This window comes from Emcibacter sp. (assembly GCF_048269205.1).
Lineage (GTDB): Bacteria > Pseudomonadota > Alphaproteobacteria > Sphingomonadales > Emcibacteraceae > Emcibacter.
This window is the reverse complement of record NZ_JBLXJC010000001.1, coordinates 803,272-822,412: the sequence shown is the minus strand read 5'-3', so window position 1 is coordinate 822,412 and position 19,141 is coordinate 803,272. Positions and strand designations below refer to the sequence as shown.

22 protein-coding genes are annotated in these 19,141 nt (G+C 53.6%); 4 read left to right on the top strand and 18 right to left on the bottom strand.

Features of this window, described 5'->3' with window-relative positions; translation table 11 throughout:
* Positions 1 to 71: 71 nt before the first annotated feature.
* Positions 72 to 1,088: a 2-oxoacid:ferredoxin oxidoreductase subunit beta gene (locus tag ACN0YD_RS03800; protein WP_417317316.1), complete on the bottom strand. Its 1,017-nt coding sequence runs from the start codon at positions 1,086 to 1,088 to the stop codon at positions 72 to 74.
* Positions 1,085 to 2,959, bottom strand: a complete 1,875-nt coding sequence (locus tag ACN0YD_RS03795; protein ID WP_417317315.1) for a 2-oxoacid:acceptor oxidoreductase subunit alpha — start codon at positions 2,957 to 2,959, stop codon at positions 1,085 to 1,087. The genes ACN0YD_RS03800 and ACN0YD_RS03795 overlap by 4 nt, the downstream gene beginning before the upstream one ends.
* Before the next feature lie 298 nt (positions 2,960 to 3,257).
* On the opposite strand from ACN0YD_RS03795, the gene ACN0YD_RS03790 reads away from it, so the two are divergent.
* A complete protein-coding gene (locus ACN0YD_RS03790) occupies positions 3,258 to 4,610 on the top strand; it encodes an MATE family efflux transporter (protein WP_417317314.1) in 1,353 nt (450 codons plus the stop codon).
* Positions 4,611 to 4,622: 12 nt separating this feature from the next.
* Here ACN0YD_RS03790 and arsC read toward each other — a convergent pair whose 3' ends face one another.
* Entirely contained in the window at positions 4,623 to 4,973 is a 351-nt protein-coding gene (gene arsC, locus ACN0YD_RS03785; RefSeq protein WP_417317313.1) for an arsenate reductase (glutaredoxin), read from the bottom strand.
* A 159-nt stretch (positions 4,974 to 5,132) separates the two neighbouring features.
* Here arsC and ACN0YD_RS03780 point away from each other — a divergent pair, with 159 nt between their 5' ends.
* Both ACN0YD_RS03780 and bfr read left to right on the top strand, forming a co-directional pair.
* Entirely contained in the window at positions 5,133 to 5,318 is a 186-nt protein-coding gene (locus tag ACN0YD_RS03780) for a ferredoxin (RefSeq protein WP_417317312.1), read from the top strand.
* Between the two features lie 120 nt (positions 5,319 to 5,438).
* A complete protein-coding gene (gene bfr, locus ACN0YD_RS03775; RefSeq protein ID WP_417317311.1) occupies positions 5,439 to 5,918 on the top strand; it encodes a bacterioferritin in 480 nt (159 codons plus the stop codon).
* A gap of 24 nt (positions 5,919 to 5,942) precedes the next feature.
* On the opposite strand, the gene ACN0YD_RS03770 is transcribed toward bfr, so the two are convergent.
* The 13 genes from ACN0YD_RS03770 to ACN0YD_RS03710 form a co-directional block, all read right to left on the bottom strand.
* Positions 5,943 to 7,013, bottom strand: a complete 1,071-nt coding sequence (locus tag ACN0YD_RS03770; protein WP_417317310.1) for a quinone-dependent dihydroorotate dehydrogenase — start codon at positions 7,011 to 7,013, stop codon at positions 5,943 to 5,945.
* An 8-nt stretch (positions 7,014 to 7,021) separates the two neighbouring features.
* Positions 7,022 to 7,363 (bottom strand): DUF952 domain-containing protein, encoded by a 342-nt coding sequence (locus ACN0YD_RS03765; protein WP_417317309.1) that lies wholly within the window; start codon positions 7,361 to 7,363, stop codon positions 7,022 to 7,024.
* A gap of 69 nt (positions 7,364 to 7,432) precedes the next feature.
* The gene (locus ACN0YD_RS03760; protein WP_417317308.1) at positions 7,433 to 7,846 is read right to left on the bottom strand and encodes a helix-turn-helix domain-containing protein; all 414 of its coding nucleotides are present in this window, start codon (positions 7,844 to 7,846) and stop codon (positions 7,433 to 7,435) included.
* Positions 7,847 to 7,960: 114 nt separating this feature from the next.
* Positions 7,961 to 9,577 (bottom strand): apolipoprotein N-acyltransferase, encoded by a 1,617-nt coding sequence (lnt, locus tag ACN0YD_RS03755; RefSeq protein ID WP_417317307.1) that lies wholly within the window; start codon positions 9,575 to 9,577, stop codon positions 7,961 to 7,963.
* Entirely contained in the window at positions 9,567 to 10,532 is a 966-nt protein-coding gene (locus ACN0YD_RS03750; protein ID WP_417317306.1) for a hemolysin family protein, read from the bottom strand. Before ACN0YD_RS03750 ends, lnt begins: the two co-directional genes overlap by 11 nt.
* A gap of 38 nt (positions 10,533 to 10,570) precedes the next feature.
* The gene (gene ybeY / locus ACN0YD_RS03745; RefSeq protein ID WP_417317305.1) at positions 10,571 to 11,110 is read right to left on the bottom strand and encodes an rRNA maturation RNase YbeY; all 540 of its coding nucleotides are present in this window, start codon (positions 11,108 to 11,110) and stop codon (positions 10,571 to 10,573) included.
* Positions 11,110 to 12,114, bottom strand: a complete 1,005-nt coding sequence (locus ACN0YD_RS03740; protein ID WP_417317304.1) for a PhoH family protein — start codon at positions 12,112 to 12,114, stop codon at positions 11,110 to 11,112. Before ACN0YD_RS03740 ends, ybeY begins: the two co-directional genes overlap by 1 nt.
* Before the next feature lie 5 nt (positions 12,115 to 12,119).
* On the bottom strand, positions 12,120 to 13,523 hold the full coding sequence (gene miaB / locus ACN0YD_RS03735; RefSeq protein WP_417317303.1) for a tRNA (N6-isopentenyl adenosine(37)-C2)-methylthiotransferase MiaB: 1,404 nt from the start codon (positions 13,521 to 13,523) through the stop codon (positions 12,120 to 12,122).
* A gap of 95 nt (positions 13,524 to 13,618) precedes the next feature.
* The gene (locus ACN0YD_RS03730) at positions 13,619 to 14,449 is read right to left on the bottom strand and encodes a lysophospholipid acyltransferase family protein (protein WP_417317302.1); all 831 of its coding nucleotides are present in this window, start codon (positions 14,447 to 14,449) and stop codon (positions 13,619 to 13,621) included.
* A gap of 104 nt (positions 14,450 to 14,553) precedes the next feature.
* The gene (locus tag ACN0YD_RS03725; protein ID WP_417317301.1) at positions 14,554 to 14,961 is read right to left on the bottom strand and encodes a Fur family transcriptional regulator; all 408 of its coding nucleotides are present in this window, start codon (positions 14,959 to 14,961) and stop codon (positions 14,554 to 14,556) included.
* 136 nt (positions 14,962 to 15,097) lie between these two features.
* Positions 15,098 to 15,574, bottom strand: a complete 477-nt coding sequence (gene rimI / locus ACN0YD_RS03720; protein ID WP_417317300.1) for a ribosomal protein S18-alanine N-acetyltransferase — start codon at positions 15,572 to 15,574, stop codon at positions 15,098 to 15,100.
* Positions 15,571 to 16,284 (bottom strand): tRNA (adenosine(37)-N6)-threonylcarbamoyltransferase complex dimerization subunit type 1 TsaB, encoded by a 714-nt coding sequence (tsaB, locus tag ACN0YD_RS03715; protein WP_417317299.1) that lies wholly within the window; start codon positions 16,282 to 16,284, stop codon positions 15,571 to 15,573. The genes rimI and tsaB overlap by 4 nt, the downstream gene beginning before the upstream one ends.
* A 33-nt stretch (positions 16,285 to 16,317) precedes the next feature.
* Positions 16,318 to 16,914: a malonic semialdehyde reductase gene (locus ACN0YD_RS03710; RefSeq protein WP_417317298.1), complete on the bottom strand. Its 597-nt coding sequence runs from the start codon at positions 16,912 to 16,914 to the stop codon at positions 16,318 to 16,320.
* Between the two features lie 219 nt (positions 16,915 to 17,133).
* Here ACN0YD_RS03710 and ACN0YD_RS03705 point away from each other — a divergent pair, with 219 nt between their 5' ends.
* Positions 17,134 to 18,198 carry a polysaccharide deacetylase family protein gene (locus ACN0YD_RS03705; RefSeq protein ID WP_417317297.1) on the top strand — a complete coding sequence of 355 codons (1,065 nt, stop codon included), beginning with the start codon at positions 17,134 to 17,136 and terminating at the stop codon, positions 18,196 to 18,198.
* Positions 18,199 to 18,204: 6 nt separating this feature from the next.
* On the opposite strand, the gene ACN0YD_RS03700 is transcribed toward ACN0YD_RS03705, so the two are convergent.
* Both ACN0YD_RS03700 and ACN0YD_RS03695 read right to left on the bottom strand, forming a co-directional pair.
* A complete protein-coding gene (locus ACN0YD_RS03700) occupies positions 18,205 to 18,516 on the bottom strand; it encodes a cupin (RefSeq protein ID WP_417317296.1) in 312 nt (103 codons plus the stop codon).
* 50 nt (positions 18,517 to 18,566) lie between these two features.
* Positions 18,567 to 19,112, bottom strand: a complete 546-nt coding sequence (locus ACN0YD_RS03695) for a NifU family protein (protein WP_417317295.1) — start codon at positions 19,110 to 19,112, stop codon at positions 18,567 to 18,569.
* Positions 19,113 to 19,141 lie beyond the last annotated feature (29 nt).

The following is a 19,141-nucleotide window of genomic DNA, read 5'->3' as shown; positions in this document are numbered from 1 at the left end:
GAAAACCTTCACAGATAAAAAAACGCCGGCCCAAATGAACCGGCGCTTTCTGTGCTGAACGAAACTGTGGATTACTCCACGGTCCAGGTCCGTCCCTTGCGTAAAAGCGCGTTCAATGACGGTTTCGGATTGGCCGCCTTGGCGTCATTGATCTGGTTGTGGACGGCCGTCTCATAACTTTCCGCGGGATTGCAGTAAATCACCCCGACAACCACGGGCACATCCGTACCGTGAATGTCCACGAGCAGGCGAGCAAGATTGAGATTGGTTTCGTCATGGACCAGGATATCATCCTCGGTGATCCCGTTTTCACCGATGGTCACCACTTCCAGACCCATGGTTTCAGCATTGAAGATCACACCTCGGTTCCGTTCTTTCCCGAAAATCAGTTTTTCACCATGTACCGCATGCAGCTGGCGATCGGCAGCCACCTTCTTGTCGGTAAAATGGTCGAAAGTCTTGTCGTTATAGACGATACAATTCTGGTAAATCTCGATGAAGGATGCGCCTTTGTGCTCCTTGGCCCGGGCAAGGATACCAGGCAGGCTCTTGAGATCCGTATCCACCCCGCGGGCAATGAAGCGGGCACCGGCACCCAGCGCAAAATGGCAGGGGACCAGCGGTGCATCCACCGATCCCATCGGTGTGGACGGCGTATGAGTGCCCACCTTCGACGTGGGTGAATACTGTCCCTTGGTCAGGCCATAAATTTCATTGTTGAACAGCAGAATCTGCACATCCAGATTACGGCGGATCACATGCATGGTATGATTGCCGCCGATGCTGAGCCCGTCACCATCACCGGTCACCAGCCACACATCCAGGTCAGGATTGGTCAGCTTGACACCGGTAGCAAAGGCGGGGGCACGGCCGTGAATGGTATGGAACCCATAGGTTTCCATGTAGTAGGGGAAACGTGAGGAGCAACCAATCCCGGAAACAAACACCGTATTGTGGGGTGTGGCGCCAATATTGGCGAGCGCGCTCTGCACACCTTTGAGAATAGCATAATCGCCGCAGCCCGGACACCAGCGTACTTCCTGGTCAGTGGCAAAGTCCTTTGCTTTCAGTTTTACCTGTTCCGTCATTTTCCTGCTCCCAGGGCTTTATGGATGGCCTCCTCAATCTCGGCAATCTTGAACGGCTGGCCGGTGACCTTGGACAAAGAGGTGGTGTCGAGAAGATACTGGCTTTTCAGCAGTGTGTTCAGTTGCCCCACATTCATTTCCGCCACGATGACTTTGTCATAGGATTTGAGAAGTTCTTCCAGATTCCGCGGCAGTGGCCAGATATTCCGGATATGGATATGGGACACGTCATGGCCTTCGGTACGTGCTTTCTGAACCGCCTGGTGGATGGCGCCGCGGGTTGACCCCCAGCCGACCACCGCCAGTTTGCCGCCTTTCACGCCAGTGGACACTTCCTGCTCGGGAATGTCATTGGCGATACCGCCGATCTTCAGCCGCCGGGTGTCGGTCATTTTCTGGTGGTTTTCCGGATCATAGGAAATATGACCGCTGTCATAGCTCTTCTCGATCCCGCCAATCCTGTGCATCAGGCCCTCGGTTCCCGGCTTGGCCCAGACACGGGCCAGGGTTTCCGGATCACGCAGGAACGGGTGGAAGCCTTCTTTCTCGGTATGGAATTTCACCGGGAAAGGTTCAAACTCGTCCACATCGGGAATCTTCCAGGGCTCCGCCGCATTGGCGATGTAACCGTCGGACAGAACAATCACCGGTGTCATATATTTAGTGGCCAGGCGCACCGCCTCTACACCCACTTCGAAACAATCCGCTGAACTGGAGGTGGACAACACCACCAGCGGCGCATCACCGTTTCTGCCCCAGACCGCCTGGAACAGATCGGACTGTTCGGTTTTTGTCGGCAGGCCGGTTGACGGTCCCGCCCTCTGGATATCCACAATCACGAGCGGTAGCTCGGTACTGATGGCCAGACCGATCGCCTCGGTCTTGAGCGCAATTCCCGGGCCGGAGCTGGAGGTAATGCCGAGGCCACCGGCAAAGGACGCTCCGATGGCGCCACAGACTGCAGCAATCTCGTCTTCCGCCTGGAAGGTGACCACGCCAAAGTCCTTGAGGCCGGACAGGGTGTGCAACAACGGCGAAGCGGGTGTAATGGGATAGGACCCCAGCACAAGCTGAAGGTCAGCCAGCTGTGATCCGGCCAGCAACCCCCAGGACAGGGCCTGGTTACCGTTGACGGTACGATATTCACCCGGTTCTTCCTGGAATTTTCCCACATGACACTGGCGGATGTTGCCGGATATCTCTACCGTTTCGCCATAAGCATGGCCGGCATTGAGCGCCGCGATATTTGCATCGGCCACTTCAGGCTTTTTGGCGAATTTTTCATTGAGCCAGTCAATGATCGGCTGGCGCTTGCGGCCAAACATCCAGAGCACAAGCCCCAGGGTCCACATGTTCTTACAGCGCAGCGCATCCTTGTTGCCCAGGCCGAATTCCTTCACCGCCTCAAGGGTCATCTTGCTGATATCGATTTTTTCGACCCGGAAGGCTCCCAGTGAACCATCCTCGAGGGGGTTGGCTTCATAGCCCGCCTTGCTCAGATTCTTGGCATTAAAAGCGGACTCATCAACCAGCACCAGGCCACCCTGTTTCAGGTTGGCAATATTTACCTTCAGCGCCGCCGGGTTCATGGCCACCAGCACGTCAGGCGCGTCGCCCGCGGTGGAAACCTCGACCGATCCGAAATTAATCTGAAATGCGGACACCCCGAAAGTCGTTCCGACAGGGGCGCGTATTTCGGCAGGAAAGTCCGGGAAAGTGGACAAGTCACTTCCCTCAAGGGCCGTAGCCACCGAGAACTGTGTCCCGGTCAGCTGCATCCCGTCACCGGAGTCCCCGGCGAACCGGACGACTACGGATTCCATTTCCTCAAGGGTCTCATTTCCCAAAGCAGCGGTAGCTTGCCCGTTCATTTTCAAATCCTTGTTCCATTGTCTCCCCACCAGAGACCCGTTTTTTATGTCTCTGATATATGGGCAAACTGCCCGGAAAGCAATATAACTCATACCTATACCAACCGGTATTTCTACTCACTATGCTCATTAAAGCACGAAAACAATTTTTTCAAGATTTAATGTAAAATATTTTTATATACATTTTTTTTGTGTTTTATATGTTTTTTACCCTTAACGGCTGTGCTTATCCAGGCAACATCCCGTAGCGGAAAACCAGATATCTAATTTCGTTTCTTTCCGTAAATATTCAACTAATATGACCGGCATGGAAACCCAAAGACTAAGCCGGGACATGTGGGCCATTGCCGTCCCGTCGATATTGGCCAACCTGTCCATTCCCCTGCTGGGACTGGCGGACAGTTTCATCATGGGCCATCTGGAGGGACCGGAATTTCTCGCGGCACTGGCCATCGGCACCATGATTTTCGGCATCCTCTACAACGGCTTCAACTTCCTGCGCATGGCCACCACCGGCTTCGCCGCCCAGGCCTACGGCCGCGAGGACGCATCTGAAGGCAGTGTCGTCATGCTGCGGGCCACCCTGCTCGCTTTCGTCATCGGTATTCTGCTGATCCTGCTCCAGCCGGCCATCACCCAGATCGCCTTCCAGCTGACTGAGGCGGAGGCCCATGTGGAACGGCTGGCAGACGGCTATTTCAGTCTGCGCATTTACGGTGCGCCTTTCGCCCTGTTCAACTTCGTTGCCGTCGGCTGGCTTCTGGGCATGCACCGGGCCAAGGATGCGCTGATTGTCCAGGTCTTCATGAATGTGACCAACATCGTCCTCAATTTCTATCTGGTTTATGGCGAAGGCATGGATGTGGACGGGGTCGGTCTGGGCACCGCACTGGCGGAATTCCTGGCCGCATTGATGTCCCTGTTTCTGATTTACCGCCACTACCGGCGCCTGTTCAATGCCTCACCCTTCGACAAGGCGGCGCTTGCAGAGGTCCTTGACCGCGACGGCCTGGTCCGCCTGCTGAAACTTAACCGGGATATATTTATCCGCACCCTGTGCCTGATGGTTGCCATGGCCAGCTTTACCATACTCGGCTCCCGGTTCGGCAGCGCCGTACTGGCCGCCAATGCCATCCTGATGAACCTGCAGATGGCCACCTCCTATGGCCTGGACGGCTTTGCCCAGGCAGCTGAAATACTGGTCGGCCGGGAAACAGGCCGAAAAAATCCGGCCGCCCTGCGCCAGGCGTCCCTGGTTGCCGGAAAATTCGCCCTCTATGCCGCGGTCGCCCTGACCCTGGTTTATGCCGTTACGGGCGAGGCAATCATTTCCCTGCTCACCAATATCGAAAATATACGCGCCGAAGCCGGCACCTATTTGATCTGGTTAATCCTGTTGCCGCTTTTTTCCGTCTGGAGCTTTCTGTTCGATGGTATCTTTATCGGCGCCACCGCCGGCGGCCACATGCGCAACAGCATGCTCCTGTCGGTTCTTTTCTATGCGCTGTGTTTGTGGATTAGCCTGCCGCTCTGGGGTAATCACGGTCTGTGGTTCAGCTATACGGCCTTTCTGGTTATGCGGGCCATAACCCTGGCTTTCCATTACCCCAAACTGGAAAAGGCCGCCCACAAAGGCGGCCTTCACGGATAGAAAAAACCCGGATCAGAGAATTTCAAGCACGGATTCCGGCGGACGGCCGATCGCCGCCTTGCCGCCCTTGACCACAATGGGTCGCTCGATAAGTTTGGGATGCCGGGTCATGGCCTCAAGAAGCTGGTCCTCGCTCAGGCTTTCGTCATCCAGACCATTTTCCTTGTATTCCGCTTCCTTTTTGCGCATCAGGTCACGGGCAGAAGACAGGCCAAGCATTTTCAGAATATCGGCAAGCTGCTCCCTGGTGGGAACATCGTTCAGATATTCCACCACTTCCGGCGCGATTCCCTGCTCTTCAAGCAAAGCCAGGGTCTGGCGGGACTTGCTACACCGGGGATTATGATAAATGGTTACCGTCATATTTTCCTCCTGCTGTTGTCCCTTATATAGCTGAAAGAAAATAAAAATCCAGACCGGGCAGGCAAGAATAGCTGCGAAAGCTATTGAGAGTGATTATTATTTTAGTTGACAATAATTCTTACTTACATGATCATATTTCCATCGCTTAGGAGATTCGGAATGTATATTTGCATTTGTAACGCCCTCAAAGAATCCACTGTACGCCAGGCTGCAAGGGACTGTGCGCCGGATACACACGTCTCCGACTTTTACGAAAGCATGGGCGTAGAGCTGCAATGCGGGCAGTGCATGTGCCGTGCACTGGACCTTCTGGACGAAGAAAGCCGCTCCTGTCAGGTCGCCTGACACACCATTCCGCTGAGAATGTTTTTCATTATCAAAATCAAAAGCCCAATAAAATCAATAAGTTGACTGATACCGCCAGTCGCTGTATACTTTTGCAACCATTAGATCAGGAGCAAAAAAATGCAGGGCGATAAAAAAGTCATCGAACATCTCAACAAGGTCCTCAAAAACGAACTGACGGCCATCAACCAGTACTTCCTGCACAGCCGCATGTTAGGCGACTGGGGCCTCAAGGCCCTGGAAGAGCATGAGTATGAGGAATCCATTGACGAGATGAAACATGCGGACGAATTGACCAAACGAATCCTGTTTCTGGAAGGCCTGCCCAATCTGCAAAGCCTGGATACCCTGAGAATAGGCGAAAACGTACGCGAAATTTTTGAGGGCGACCTGGCCCTGGAAATCGATGCCATAAAGGACCTTCGCGAAGCGATCCCCTATTGTGAATCCGTCAAGGACTATATCACCCGGGAACTTCTGGAAGACATCCTTGAGTCCGAGGAAGAACATGTGGACTGGCTGGAAACCAACCTCAGCCTGATGGACAAGGTAGGCGAACAGAATTACCTGCAGTCCATGATGAAAGACGACGACGACTGATCCGCAACCGGCAGGCAGCCCGCCTTACCTGTGGGCTGCCCCTACCGCCTGTGATATTTCCGAATATCCATCCCTGCGAAGACATTCCAGCAACTCTTTCTTTATGGTGCCGACCAGTCCGGGACCATGATAGATGAGCGCCGAATAGAGCTGTATCAGTGACGCCCCGGCCCTGATTTTCTCATAGGCCTGACGACCGTTGCTGACCCCGCCGACCCCTATCAGAGGAATTTTTCCCTCCGTCAGCCGGTACATATCGGCGAGAACGGCAGTGGAAAATTCGAAAAGAGGTTGTCCGCTCAGACCTCCGGTTTCCTCCCGGTGAGATGACCTGAGCTGCTCCCTGAAGCCGATGGTGGTGTTGCTGACAATGAGCCCATCAACCTTGTGCTTGACGATGATGTCGGCAATATCCCGCTTTTCAGCCTCATCCAGGTCCGGCGCAATCTTGACCAGCAGGGGCGGCACCACGCTTAGCCGGTTCAGGGCGGCTTCCCGGGTCGCCACAAGCCTGGTCAACAGTTCGTCCAAAGCCTCCCTGCCCTGCAGCTTCCTGAGACCCGGCGTATTGGGCGAGGAAATATTTACGGTGAAATAGTCCGCATAGGACAACAGCCGGTCCAGCCCGGTGACATAATCCTGTATGGGATCATCACTGTCCTTGTTGGCCCCGATATTTGCCCCGACGATTCCCGGCTTGCCCAAACCCCGCCGGCGCGCCAGACGGGCCATATAAGCCTCGAGCCCCCTGTTATTGAAACCCAGCCTGTTGATAACCGCCAGATCCTTCTCCAGCCGAAAAATACGGGGTTTTTCGTTCCCCGGTTGCGGCCGTGGCGTTACCGTGCCGGTTTCCACAAACCCAAAACCCTGGGCCAGCATGGCGTCCGCTACCTCGGCATTTTTGTCAAAGCCGGCAGCCAATCCAACAGGATTGGGAAATTCAAGCCCCCACAGCTTCGTCCGGAGGGCGTCATCATCCCTTTCATGTGCGGAGGGAACCAGTCCGGCTTTAAGCAGCCTGATGACAAGACCATGGGCGGTCTCCGGCGAAAGAGCAAATAACAGGGGTTTTGCCAGAGAAAAAATATCCATTCAGAGCCTCAGAGCGGAATAATATGCTTACCGTTTCGATCAAGTTTCAGGTCATGGGCATGACCCACAGCCCCCAGGGGCAGGTCCGCATAATAATGGGGAAATTTTTCATTGTCCCGTGAAATTTCCCATTTCAGCAGGTTCGACTCCAGTTTTTCCGGATCAAGAGAGACCAGAACCTGATCATCCCTACCCTGAAAATACCTCTGAAGAGTTCCGCTGACCTGATGTTTTGTGGAAAGATGGATAAAGCCGTCGGCCCGGTCCAGACCGGAACCGGCAAAAATGCCCGATGACTGAAACTGTCTCCAGTCCTCCCGGGACATTATCCTGAACAAAAGGATGCTCATACCCTCTGCCCCGGAGATATCTCCCGGGACATCAGTTCTCTTTGACGTGAGACGCCGAAATCCTGAAAACTATTCAGTAGCCAGTGCAGAATTTCCGAGGGCCTTGACCAGCTCGAATGCTTTCTTGCGCACAGAAGGATCTGAAATCTTGTAATAGGCACGTACAAGCTCCAGTGTTTCCCTGCGGGACATCTGGTCCACTTCAACTGTTTGCGCTTCTTTGTCTTTCGATCCCTGGCCGGCAGCGACCTCGTCGGACATGTCATCAAAGAAGAAGGAAACAGGGACATCCAGAATTTGTGAAAGCTGAAACAGGCGACTGGAACCGATACGGTTGGCGCCCCGTTCATATTTCTGAATTTGCTGAAACGTAAGACCGAGGGCCTTGCCCAGTTTTTCCTGACTCATTCCAAGAAGAGTTCTGCGAAGTCTTACCCGTGAACCTACATGTACATCAACAGGATTAGGAATAGGTTTCTTCATATTTTTTCCAAAATCAAAATTTTACTCAAAACTCGGTACGACCCCACGCATAGCCAGCTATTTTTTTTAGTAACGAATAATATTAAGGTCAAGTATTATCTTATATGCCTTGATTTATAACATGGACCGCCGCATGGAAAAAAACATTCCGGCAAGTATAATCGAGAGGCTCATTACTGTAAAAATCATATCCCTGAAACGGACATAAAAAGTCTGTTTCTCCAGCTTGGCAGGCAATTTATGGTCAATTGTACCACGTTTTTGCAGATCAATGCGTTTAATGACCCGCCCATATGAATCTATTACCGCAGAAATACCGGTTCCTGCCGATCTGACAACAGGTAATCCTTCCTCGATGGCCCTGACACGGGTCTGCAAAAAATGCTGGTAAGGCCCTGTCAGCGTGCCGTACCAAGCGTCATTCGTGATATTCAGCAACCACTCGGGCCGGTCTTTTTCATCGGTAACGGCGCCTGGAAAAATGATTTCATAACAGACCAGGACACCAAAGGGCGGCGTCCCTGGAACATGCTGGGTCACAAGCCCCGCGCCCGGACTGTAATCAAGGCCGCCGATGGCTCTCTCAAGCCCCATAGCAGAGAGAATCACCTTGAAAAAGGCCGGAACATATTCTCCGAAAGGAACAAGATGGCTCTTATCGTAGATTGCGCCGATCTGACCGTCACTGTCTATGGCTATAAAGGAATTGTAGATTCTGAGCTCATCCTGACGCCACTCACGACGCGGAAAACCGGTCAGCACCATACCGTCATCCCCCAGCATGTCAGCAATCATATAGCGCCGGAAGGGCTCCTGATCGAGAAAGTAGATCACGGAAGTTTCCGGCCAGATGATATGGGTCACGCCACTGTTTCCCTTGCGGTCGCTCATGGCCAGATAGTCGAGGAAGTTATCGGCCCGTTTTTCCCGCGCCCATTTATCCCGCTGGTTGATATTGGACTGGACAAGCCGCAGACCCACGTCGTCGACATATTGCGTTTCTTGGTCAAGCCGCCGGGCGCCAAAAAGGAATAGTCCGGCGAACAAAAGCACGTACAGTCCCGCCGCAAGGATCAGCCTTGCGGTCCTTGGGGCCAGACTCAGAAAAACCAGCGGCGCCAGGGCAAAACAAATCGTTATCGGGCCGAGACCATATATTCCCCAGATGCTTGTGGACTGTAACATGCTGTCTGAAAAGCCCCAGACATAACCGGAGAGATTCCAGGGAAACCCGGTTAAAAAATGCCCCCTCACCCATTCGGCGAGGTTCCACAACCCGCAAAAGACCAAAAGAGCCGGCAGCAGGTTGGCCTGTGATTTCGTCCTGTGCCAGAAGGCATTCATGGCCAGGCCGACAAGACCGCTGTAGATCGCCAGCACGCCGGCCAGACAACCGACAGCGAAATATCCCGTCCAGGCAGGGATGTCATCCTGTTGGTAGAAACTGTTGGCAATCCACAGGATACCCGTAAAAAACTGTCCGAACCCGAACCACCAGGAGATGGCAAAGGCTTCGGCTTTTTTGTCAAGTTTCCGAAGAAGAAGGAGAAAGAGAGGATAGGAAATCCACAACAGCGGCAGCAGATAGAAAGGCGCGAACGCAAAAGCCGACAAAACCCCGGAAAGAAAAGACAGGATTACGAGCTGCAGGGCGCTGCGCGCCCCGATCCAGTTGTCAATCCTGCCAGGAAGAGAGGTCTTTTTCGCCTGTTCCGCTGTCTCAGTCACCATTCCCTGAATCCCCGCCGACCATATTATTGTGCTGCGGCATAGTTTCAGGCTTTGGCCGATGGATCAAGATTGTTTTTATACGTCGTTCATCACCTTCGAGGATTTCAAAACGAAGGCCGTTTTCATGTTCAATGACTTCCCCTACTTTGGGAATGCTGCCAGCCAGGGTGAACACCAGGCCACCCAGGGTATCCACATCATCATCCTGCTCATCGGGCAACAGGTCGAGGCTAAGAAGATCCTCCAGTTCCTCGATGGTAAGACGGGAATCCGCGCGCAAGCGTCCGCCCGGCAGTTCGGAGAGGAGTTCCTCGGCAATGACATCATGTTCATCCTCGATATCGCCGACGATCTGTTCCACCAGGTCCTCGATGGTGACAAGTCCGTCCGTACCACCGTATTCATCCACCACAAGCGCCATATGAATATGGGTCGCCTGCATCTTCACCAGAATATCCATCAGGCGCATGCTGGGCGGAACGAAAAGGATCGGCCGGTGCAGGCTTTTGAGCGGTGGAAGTTTGTTATTTCCCCCACCTTCGCTGGAGACATAGGCGGCAAAAACATCCTTGATGTGCACCATGGCAATCACCTCGTCGAGGCTCTCCCGATAGACCGGAAGGCGCGAGGTGCTGGCCTTGAGGAAAAGATGCAACAGTTCCTCGAAACCGGTGGAGGCCTCGACCGCGACAATATCCGCCCGCGGCACCATAATTTCATCCGCGCGCTTGTCACCGAATGCCAGGGTGTTCTTGATGATCGAGCGTTCTTCTTCCCTGAGGGAGGAATCTTCCGCCTCAAATCCCTCAATGACCTCTTCGAGGCTTTCCTTGAGGGAGGTGTCGCCATTTCGGGTGGTCAGGACCTTTTTCAGCCAGTTCCACAAACCACCCTTGTTACTCGAGGAAGGCTCAGATTCCGCCTTTTCCCCAATCGTGCCATTTTGTAGGTTCATCTTACCATTCTTTGAGCAAATATCTCAAAATTCGCCTTTCAGGTTGACATCTCGGCATAGGGATCGTCAATCCCTAAAGTGCCGAGGATGGTCTTTTCAAGCCCTTCCATCTCTTCGGCCTCGATATCGTTCATGTGGTCATACCCCAAAAGATGTAACAATCCGTGAACGATCAGGTGGCAAAAGTGGTTTTCCAGGCTTGTGTTCGAGGATATGGCTTCATTTTTCACCGTTTCAAGGGCAAGAATGATATCGCCGAGGGACACCGGATAATCGGGAAGCTCCGACCCGGCATGGAAATACCCTTCAATTTCCTCTTCTGACAACGCGGGAAAGGACAATACATTGGTGGCCTTGTCCTTTCCCCGATAATCCCGGTTCAGAATCCGGATATTTTCATCATTTGTCAGCAGGATACTGAGTTCCGGACGGGGAAAGCGGGTCAGAACCGCACCTTCGGGACAATGTGCCGCCAGCTTGTCCAGAACTGACCGGATCAGCCCGGCGGCTTCGGGAAGCTGTTCCTCCCAGCCTGTTTCTTCCGTATTGATATCCAGCTGGATATTGGACGTGTTCATTATTTTTTCTTCTTGGCGCCCCGACTGTCATAGGCATCCACAATCTTGCCCACAAGCGGATGGCGCACCACATCGGCCGCCGTGAAATTGACAAAGGCGATATCGTGAATGGGCTTCAGGATGTCCAGCGCATCTGTCAGACCGGACCGCGACCCGTCAGGCAAATCCACCTGTGACGGATCGCCGCAGACCACCATGCGGCAATTTTCCCCGAAACGGGTCAGAAACATCTTCATCTGCATGGGAGTCGTATTCTGTGCCTCGTCAAGAATGACAAAGGCATTGGACAGGGTTCGCCCGCGCATGAAAGCCAGTGGCGCGATCTCGATTTCACCCCGCTCGATCCGCCGTTCCGTCTGTTCTAGGGAAATCATCTGGCCGAGAGCATCAAACAGCGGCGTCAGGTAGGGATCGACCTTTTCCCGCATATCACCCGGCAGAAAGCCCAGTTTTTCCCCCGCCTCCACCGCCGGACGGGACAGAATGATCTTTTCCACCTTTCCTTCCAGAAGGAAAGAGGTCGCCATCGCCACCGCGAGAAAGGTCTTGCCTGTACCCGCCGGGCCAAGGCCGAAGATCATTTCCCGGTCCCGAAGCGCCTCGATATAACTGGCCTGGTTTGGCGTCCTGGGGCTCAGCACCGTCTTGCGGGTGCGGATCACGATTTCGTTTTCCGCCTCGTGCTTTTTCCGCTGCAGGGTCTCATCTTTCGGGCTGTCGGTGACAAAAGCCATACGAACGGCGGCGTCCACCTCGGCCAGAGTCACATCAAAACCCTTTTCCAGCTGGTCATAGAGTCTGAGCAGGGCGGACCGGGACAGGTCAGCGGCCTCGAGATCTCCGATAATAGAAATCAGGTTGCCGCGACCGATCAGAGTGACACCAAGCTTTTGCTCGATACGGGACAGGTGCACATTATGCTCGCCGCATAGCAGAGCCAGCAGCCTGTTGTCCTCGAACTCCAGAATGATCTCTTCAGTGATGCCGTTATCGTTCCCCGCCATGGTACTCAGGCCCTGACTGCGGCAGGAGATGCCGCGTCAGCTATCTGCCCCTTCAGGCTATGCGGCCCGGCAGACAGGATTTCCACATCGACGATACGGCCAAAATAGTGATCCCGCTGGCTGTCATCCGCCAGTGTCACATGGACTGCCTGCATATAGGGACTGCGTCCCACAAGCTGACCAGCCTCCTTTCCGTGACGTTCCAGAAGCACAGGCATAACCTGCCCGACGGTGCCCTCGTTGAAGGCCACCTGCTGGCGGCTCAATTCCGCCTGAAGTTCGGCAAGCCGCTTGGCTTTCACCTCCTCCGGCACCTGGTCTTCCATAGTAGCCGCCGGTGTTCCCGGCCGGGCGCTGTATTTAAAGCTGTAGGCCTGGGCATAACCAATATCCCGCACCAGCTGCATGGTTTCCTGGAATTCCTCGTCTGTCTCCCCCGGGAAGCCGACAATAAAATCGCCGGACAAGGCAATTTCCGGACGGGCCTTGCGCAGGTCGTCAATGATTTTCCGATAAGAATCCGCCGTATGATGCCGGTTCATGGCCTTGAGAATGCGATCCGATCCCGCCTGTACCGGAAGATGCAGATAGGGCATGCACTGCTCCACCTCCGCATGGACCTGGATCAGTTCGTCCGTCATGTCAGACGGATGGGACGTGGTATACCGAATGCGCTGAAAACCCGGCTCTTCCGCCAGTTCCCGGATCAGCCGCGCCAGAGACCATTCCTCGCCGTTCTCGCCCATGCCGTGGTAGGCATTTACATTCTGGCCCAGCAGAGTGATTTCCACCACACCGGCCTCCGCCAGCTTGCGGGCATCAGTCATGACGTCTTCAATTTTTCGCGAAAATTCAGCCCCGCGGGTATAGGGAACCACGCAATAGGTACAGAATTTGTCACAGCCTTCCTGTACGGTCAGGAAGGCTGACGTTTTCTGCCCCACCTGCTTTTTACCCAGGCTCTCGAATTTTTCATCCACGGAAAGGTCCGTATCGAGAATGCGCGGTTGGTCTCCGGCCTGCTTTGCCGAGACGGCCTGTTTGACCATATCCGGCAGCCTGTGATAGGTCTGGGGTCCGAACACCATGTCCACCACTGGCGCCCTCTTCATGATCTGCCCGCCTTCTGCCTGGGCTACGCAGCCGCCTACAGCAAGAACCATCTGCTCGCCGCTTTCGACCCTTTTATCCTTCATGGCGCGCAATCGGCCAATGTCGGAATAGACCTTCTCGGCGGCTTTTTCCCGGATATGACAGGTATTCAACACAACAAGGTCGGCCTGTTCGGGACTATCGGTCACCGAGTAGCCCTCGTGCGCCATTACATCCACCATACGCTCCGTATCATAGACATTCATCTGGCACCCGTAGGTCTTGATGTAGAATTTCTTTGTGTTCGATTTATCCATATGGACCTTACCTGTATACCCGGCCTCTTAACGCCTGCTGGCCAGAGTGTAGCAAAAAGCGCGCTTTTATGCGCGCGCAATCTATCACTGTGCGGTCAGGAGTCAACTTTAGAAGTGCGGCCAAGCTCCGGTCGGCGGCCGCGAAGACAATCCTGGAGCCGTTTTTCAATGGTCCGGTGACAATAGGTGGCCAATTCCTTGCGAGTCTTGAACAGGTTCCGGGATACCGGTTTGTGGAAATGCACCTCAACCTCGACCTTAAGCAGGCCCAGGAAACTCCACAGGTGGGGTGCAAGCTCCATATCGCCGATCCAGGCCACCTTGAACAGGCTGTTGCGGTTTACCGGCATATTATTGATGCGACGATAAACAATGGTCACCGGCTGCACCATCAACTCGTCCACGTGCCCCTGTTCGTCCACATGAAGATGCATTACCTTTTCCGTTACCCCGAACAGGGCGCTCTTGAACGGCAGGACCCGGCCACCGTCAGACGTGGTGCCCTCGGGGAACAGAATCAGACTGTCGCCATCCTTCATGCGTTTATGAAGTTCATGTTTCTGGTTGCCGGCATCAGCCCTGCGGCTTCGGTCAATAAAAACGGTGCGTTGCAGGCTGGCCAGATAACCGAGTATGGGCCAGCCTTCCATTTCATTCTTGGCGATAAAACAGGCGCCCTTGATCACCTTTCCCAGAACCAGAATATCAAGCCAGGAAATATGGTTCGAGACAAACAGAGTTGTCGTTCCCTCCACGGGCGTGCCCACAGTGGAAATGCGGACATTGAAAGCCCGGCACAGATTGCCATGGACCCAGTGGGGCCAGATTTTATATCCTGGGAACCTGATTTTCTTGACGAGAATAGTCGGCGGCAAAAGGACAGTCAGATAGAACAGCGCTTTTACAATTCTGAAATATGTCCGCATATAATACCGTTTAAAAATTCACCATTGCATACGCTTAAGCCCCGCAGATACCTGCAAGGCAGCGTCTATACCATCAGATGGGTAAAAATACCAGCTTTTAAGACCTACTTGATCTTTGTACCGTATAGTTCCAGCCGGTGATCGATCAGCTTGTACCCCAGTTTTTTGGCGATTTCTTCCTGAAGTGCTTCAATCTCTTTTTCATTAAACTCGATAACCTCGCCGGTCTCGATATCAATCAGATGGTCATGATGCTCGTCAGGAACCGGCTCGTAACGGGACCGGCCATCACGGAAGTCATGGCGCTCCAGTATTCCAGCCTCTTCAAACAGGCGTACAGTCCGGTAAACCGTGGCTATGCTGATATTCGAATCCATGTCTACGGAACGACGATAGACTTCCTCCACATCGGGATGATCTTCAGCTTCAGAAAGAACATGCGCAATAACCCTGCGCTGATCAGTCATTCTCATGCCTTTTTCGATACATAGGTTTTCGATTTCTGACGTCATTTTGTACCCTGAGTTGATTGTTTTTTTTGCTGAATGCCCCTAAGACAAACTCATTTTAGCACCCAGCGCAGGTATTTATCAAGCCTGCGTTCCGCGTTGGCGGAAATTCATTCAAACCTTGCCGAAAGTCCGGGTTTTATTCGGAACCCAAGGCCATAACCAACGCATCTGCTGAGCCGTCCCCATCAACTGAATAATAATTCCTGCGATGCCCCACTTCCTGAAATCCACATTTCCTGTAGAGCGCCAAAGCCGGTGCATTATCGGCACGCACTTCCAGGAAAACCTTCTCTATGCCGTAGTCCTTACGCAACATATTCTGGACATAGGCGAGGAGACCGGCGGCACGTCCCTGTCGCCTCACTTCCGGCAGGACGGCAAGGGTCAGGATCTCCGCCTCATCCGCGACCCGGCGAACCAGGACAAAACCTGCGGGCAGATCCCGGACAAGCAGGACAAGCGCAAAACTCCCGGGCATGTCCAGCAGGGTGGAAAACTCATTCTCCGACCAGCTTCTTTCCGGTCCATCCGCAAATCCCCTGTCATGAATTTCCGCCAGAAGACCGGCAGCTTCCCCTTCCATAAGACGATATTCAGCCCAGTCGGCGCTCATTTCCCCTCCTGAAAAGGAAGCGGCACCACTTTCGGCCGGACAGCGTCCGGTGCCCGAAGATAGAGCGGTGCGATTACCCGCTCCTTCTGGAAGCGATCCGGCTCACGCCCAGCCATTACCGCCATAATACGCGCATCAGGTTGCCCGCCAACCTCGGGCAACAGGATAGGGGGCCGACTTTCTTCCGGCACCGCCTCCATGACCAGGGCGGCCCCGGTTCCAATCAGACTGCACGGACTGGACGGCAACTCTTCATGGATTTTTTCAAGCGCCACCGCTTTCGGTTCCCCTGCGGCCTTGACCTGTCCATCGGACAAGACGAACTTCTGGAAATAGACCTCGCCGCGCCGCGCGTCGTGGGCAACACACAGAGTACCCTCCTTCACTTCGGGGTGATGTATCACATTGTGGGCAACCACTTCCAGGCTGGTGAAACCGGCAAGCGGAATATCCAGGGCCAGACAAAGCCCCTTTGCCGCAGACAGGCCAATACGAACCCCGGTAAAGGTGCCCGGCCCCCGCGTACAGGCAACGCCCTGCAGTCCGGATCTTGCCAGGCCTGCCTCCTCCAACACCTCCTCGACCATCGGCAGCAGGCGTTCGGCATGTCCGCGCTGGCGTTCTTCAAAGCGCCCGGCAACAACGTCACCGTCCACCAGAAGCGCTGCGGAACAAGCCCCCAGAGCTGTGTCAATGGCCAGAATATTCATAAGGCTCCTGTCCTGGAATAAGTCCCGGGTTACTCAAAGAATCCTGCAGGCCTGGTCAAATGCCAGCCGGTCCTGTCGTGGCGGCAAACTGTCCCTGTCCCCATATCCCATGGAACAGATAAAGTTAGCCTTGATGTTTGAACCGTCAAAAAAGGCCTTTTCAACAGCCCCGGCGTCAAATCCCGACATGGGACAACAGTCCAGTCCAAGCGCCCGGGCTGAAATCATCAGATAAGCGCCCTGGAGGCTGGAATTGCGAAAGGCCGTCTCCCGGGTCAGGTCATCATTGCCTTCAAACAATTTTTCCACCCCCGGGTAAAGCTTGAAAAGGTCCGGAAGAGTTTCCGGAAAGTCCAGGTCGTACCCGACCACAACGGTAAAAGGTGCGGTGAGGATTTTTTCCTTGTTGCTGTCCATGGCGCAGTCGGCAAGTTTTTGTTTGGCTTCTTCACTCTGGACAATACAGAAACGGGCCGGAGAGGCATTGAAGGCGGTCGGCCCCCAGCGCAGAAGATCGTATATCGCCCTGATCGTGACTTCGGAAACCGGGCGGTCCTGCCACCCCTTGAACGAACGGGCCTCGCGAAAAATCACGTCCAGATCCCGATCTGAGAGAATTTGGTCTGTCATATGATTGCCCTTTCCGACAACACTGTTAAATATTTACTGTGGACGACCGAATATACAAACCGGCCTGCGACTTGAAAATGACTATTTTCAGTTTCTTTTTCCACCGGATAACGGGAAAAATCGTATATTCCCCTGTTTTAAGAGAGGGAATTCCCTTTTGCATAAAACCCGTATATACTCCCCTACCACATAATATTTAAAGTAGTATCCAGGGTTGGCATGATTCTTAACTCCATATTTCACAAGGCGTTTCTCTGCGTCTTCTTCAGCGTATTCATTTTCAACTTTTCCAGCGTTTCCCGGGCGCAGGAAACAGAAGATTCCGCTGTCGTCATGATGTATCATCGCTTTGGCGAGGATCGCTTCCCCTCCACCAATATTACGCTTGACCAGTTCAGGGAGCATATAGAAGAGCTGCAGAACGAAAAATACAACATTGTGCCGCTCTCGGCTGTTATTGACGCTTTCCGTAACAACAAGGAACTGCCGCCGAGAACAATAGCCCTCACCATTGATGATGCCTATGTTTCTATATATGAAAACGCCTGGCCCATGCTTAAGGAAGCCGGTTTTCCTTTCACAATGTTCACATCGACGCAGCCCGTGGACCTGGAACTTCCGGGATATATGACCTGGGATCAAATCCGGGAAATGGAGGCAGACCCTCTGGTCAGCATCGGCCATCACGGCCACACCCACGAACATCTGTTACGTATGACGCCTGAACAGGTCAGGCAGGATCTGAAAACGGCATCAGCCCGATACCAGGCCGAACTGGGATATGTACCGGAAATTTTCGCCTATCCGTTTGGCGAATATAGCGCCGAAATTGAAAAAACAGTCAAATCCCTTGGCCTGAAAGCCGCTTTCGGACAACATTCAGGTACAGCCAGCAGCAGGCTTGATCCGTTCGCCCTGCCCCGTTTCGCTTTCAATGAAAAATATGCCGCACCGAGCCGCTTCCGCCTGATTGCCAATTCACGGGCGTTACCGGTCAGGGATATTCTGCCTGACGATCCCACCATCAAGAGCAATCCGCCCCTGATCGGGTTTACAGTAGACAGCACTGTCGGCGGACTGACAGCCATGAGCTGTTTTCCGTCCCATCTTGATGAAGCGGCGGAACTGAGGCTGATTGGTGGTAACCGCGTGGAAATCCGTTTCAACAAGCCTTTACCGCCAGGACGCAGCCGGGTCAACTGCACCATGCCTGGCCCGGAAGGCCGCTGGTACTGGTTTGGATTACCCTTCTACCTCCCTGGCGGCACGGAACCGGCGAACTGACGACAGTCAGATACTTCCCTCTTTTTCAATAACCAGAATACGCGCTTCCCCTATCGGATGCGCAACATGTTCCTCACCGACAGATGCGAAGAAGATATCCCCCACATTCAGGATTTCTGAGTCTTCAATGCCATTAATGCGAAAAAACATCTCGACGGTCCCGTCAAGGACAACGAAAACTTCTTCTCCGTCATTTATGTGCCATTTGTACGGCTGATCCGTCCAGTGAAGACGCGTCGTAACGCCCCCCATATTGGCAATATCTTTTGCCCCCCAGGCGCGATCACTCGAAAACATCCTGCTTCTGGTGATTTCCATAGTCTATATCCGCCTCAAGTCTCTATCAATGCGCATTGCCCGCCGAACGTCTATACGGCTTCAACGCTCTCCACTTCGGGGATATAGTGCTTGAGCAGGTTCTGAATGCCGTATTTTAATGTGGCTGTTGAACTTGGACAGCCCGCACAAGCCCCCTGCATGTGCAGATAGACAATACCCTCGCGGAAGGCATGGAAGACAATATCTCCGCCGTCACGAGCCACCGCAGGGCGCACCCGTGTTTCCAGTAATTCCTTGATTTGCGTGACAATTTCACCGTCTTCCTCGCTGCTTCCCACTTCTGCAGCGGCGGTCTCTTCCATAACCGGCAAACCGGCGGTGAAATGCTCCATAATGGTGCCAAGAATAACCGGTTTCAATTCATTCCAGTCCCGACCATCGCTGGTGACAGTAATAAAGTCAAAACCAAAAAAAACACCGGCGACGCCGTCAACAGCAAACAATGTCTTGGCCAGAGGGGAGCGTCCCGCTTCCTCCGCTGTGACAAAGTTGGCCGTTCCCTGTTCCATCACGGTTTCGCCAGGCAGAAACTTGAGCGTGGCGGGATTGGGAGTCTGTTCAGTCTGAATAAACATGGTAATTACCCTGAGTTTGTTTCTTCTTA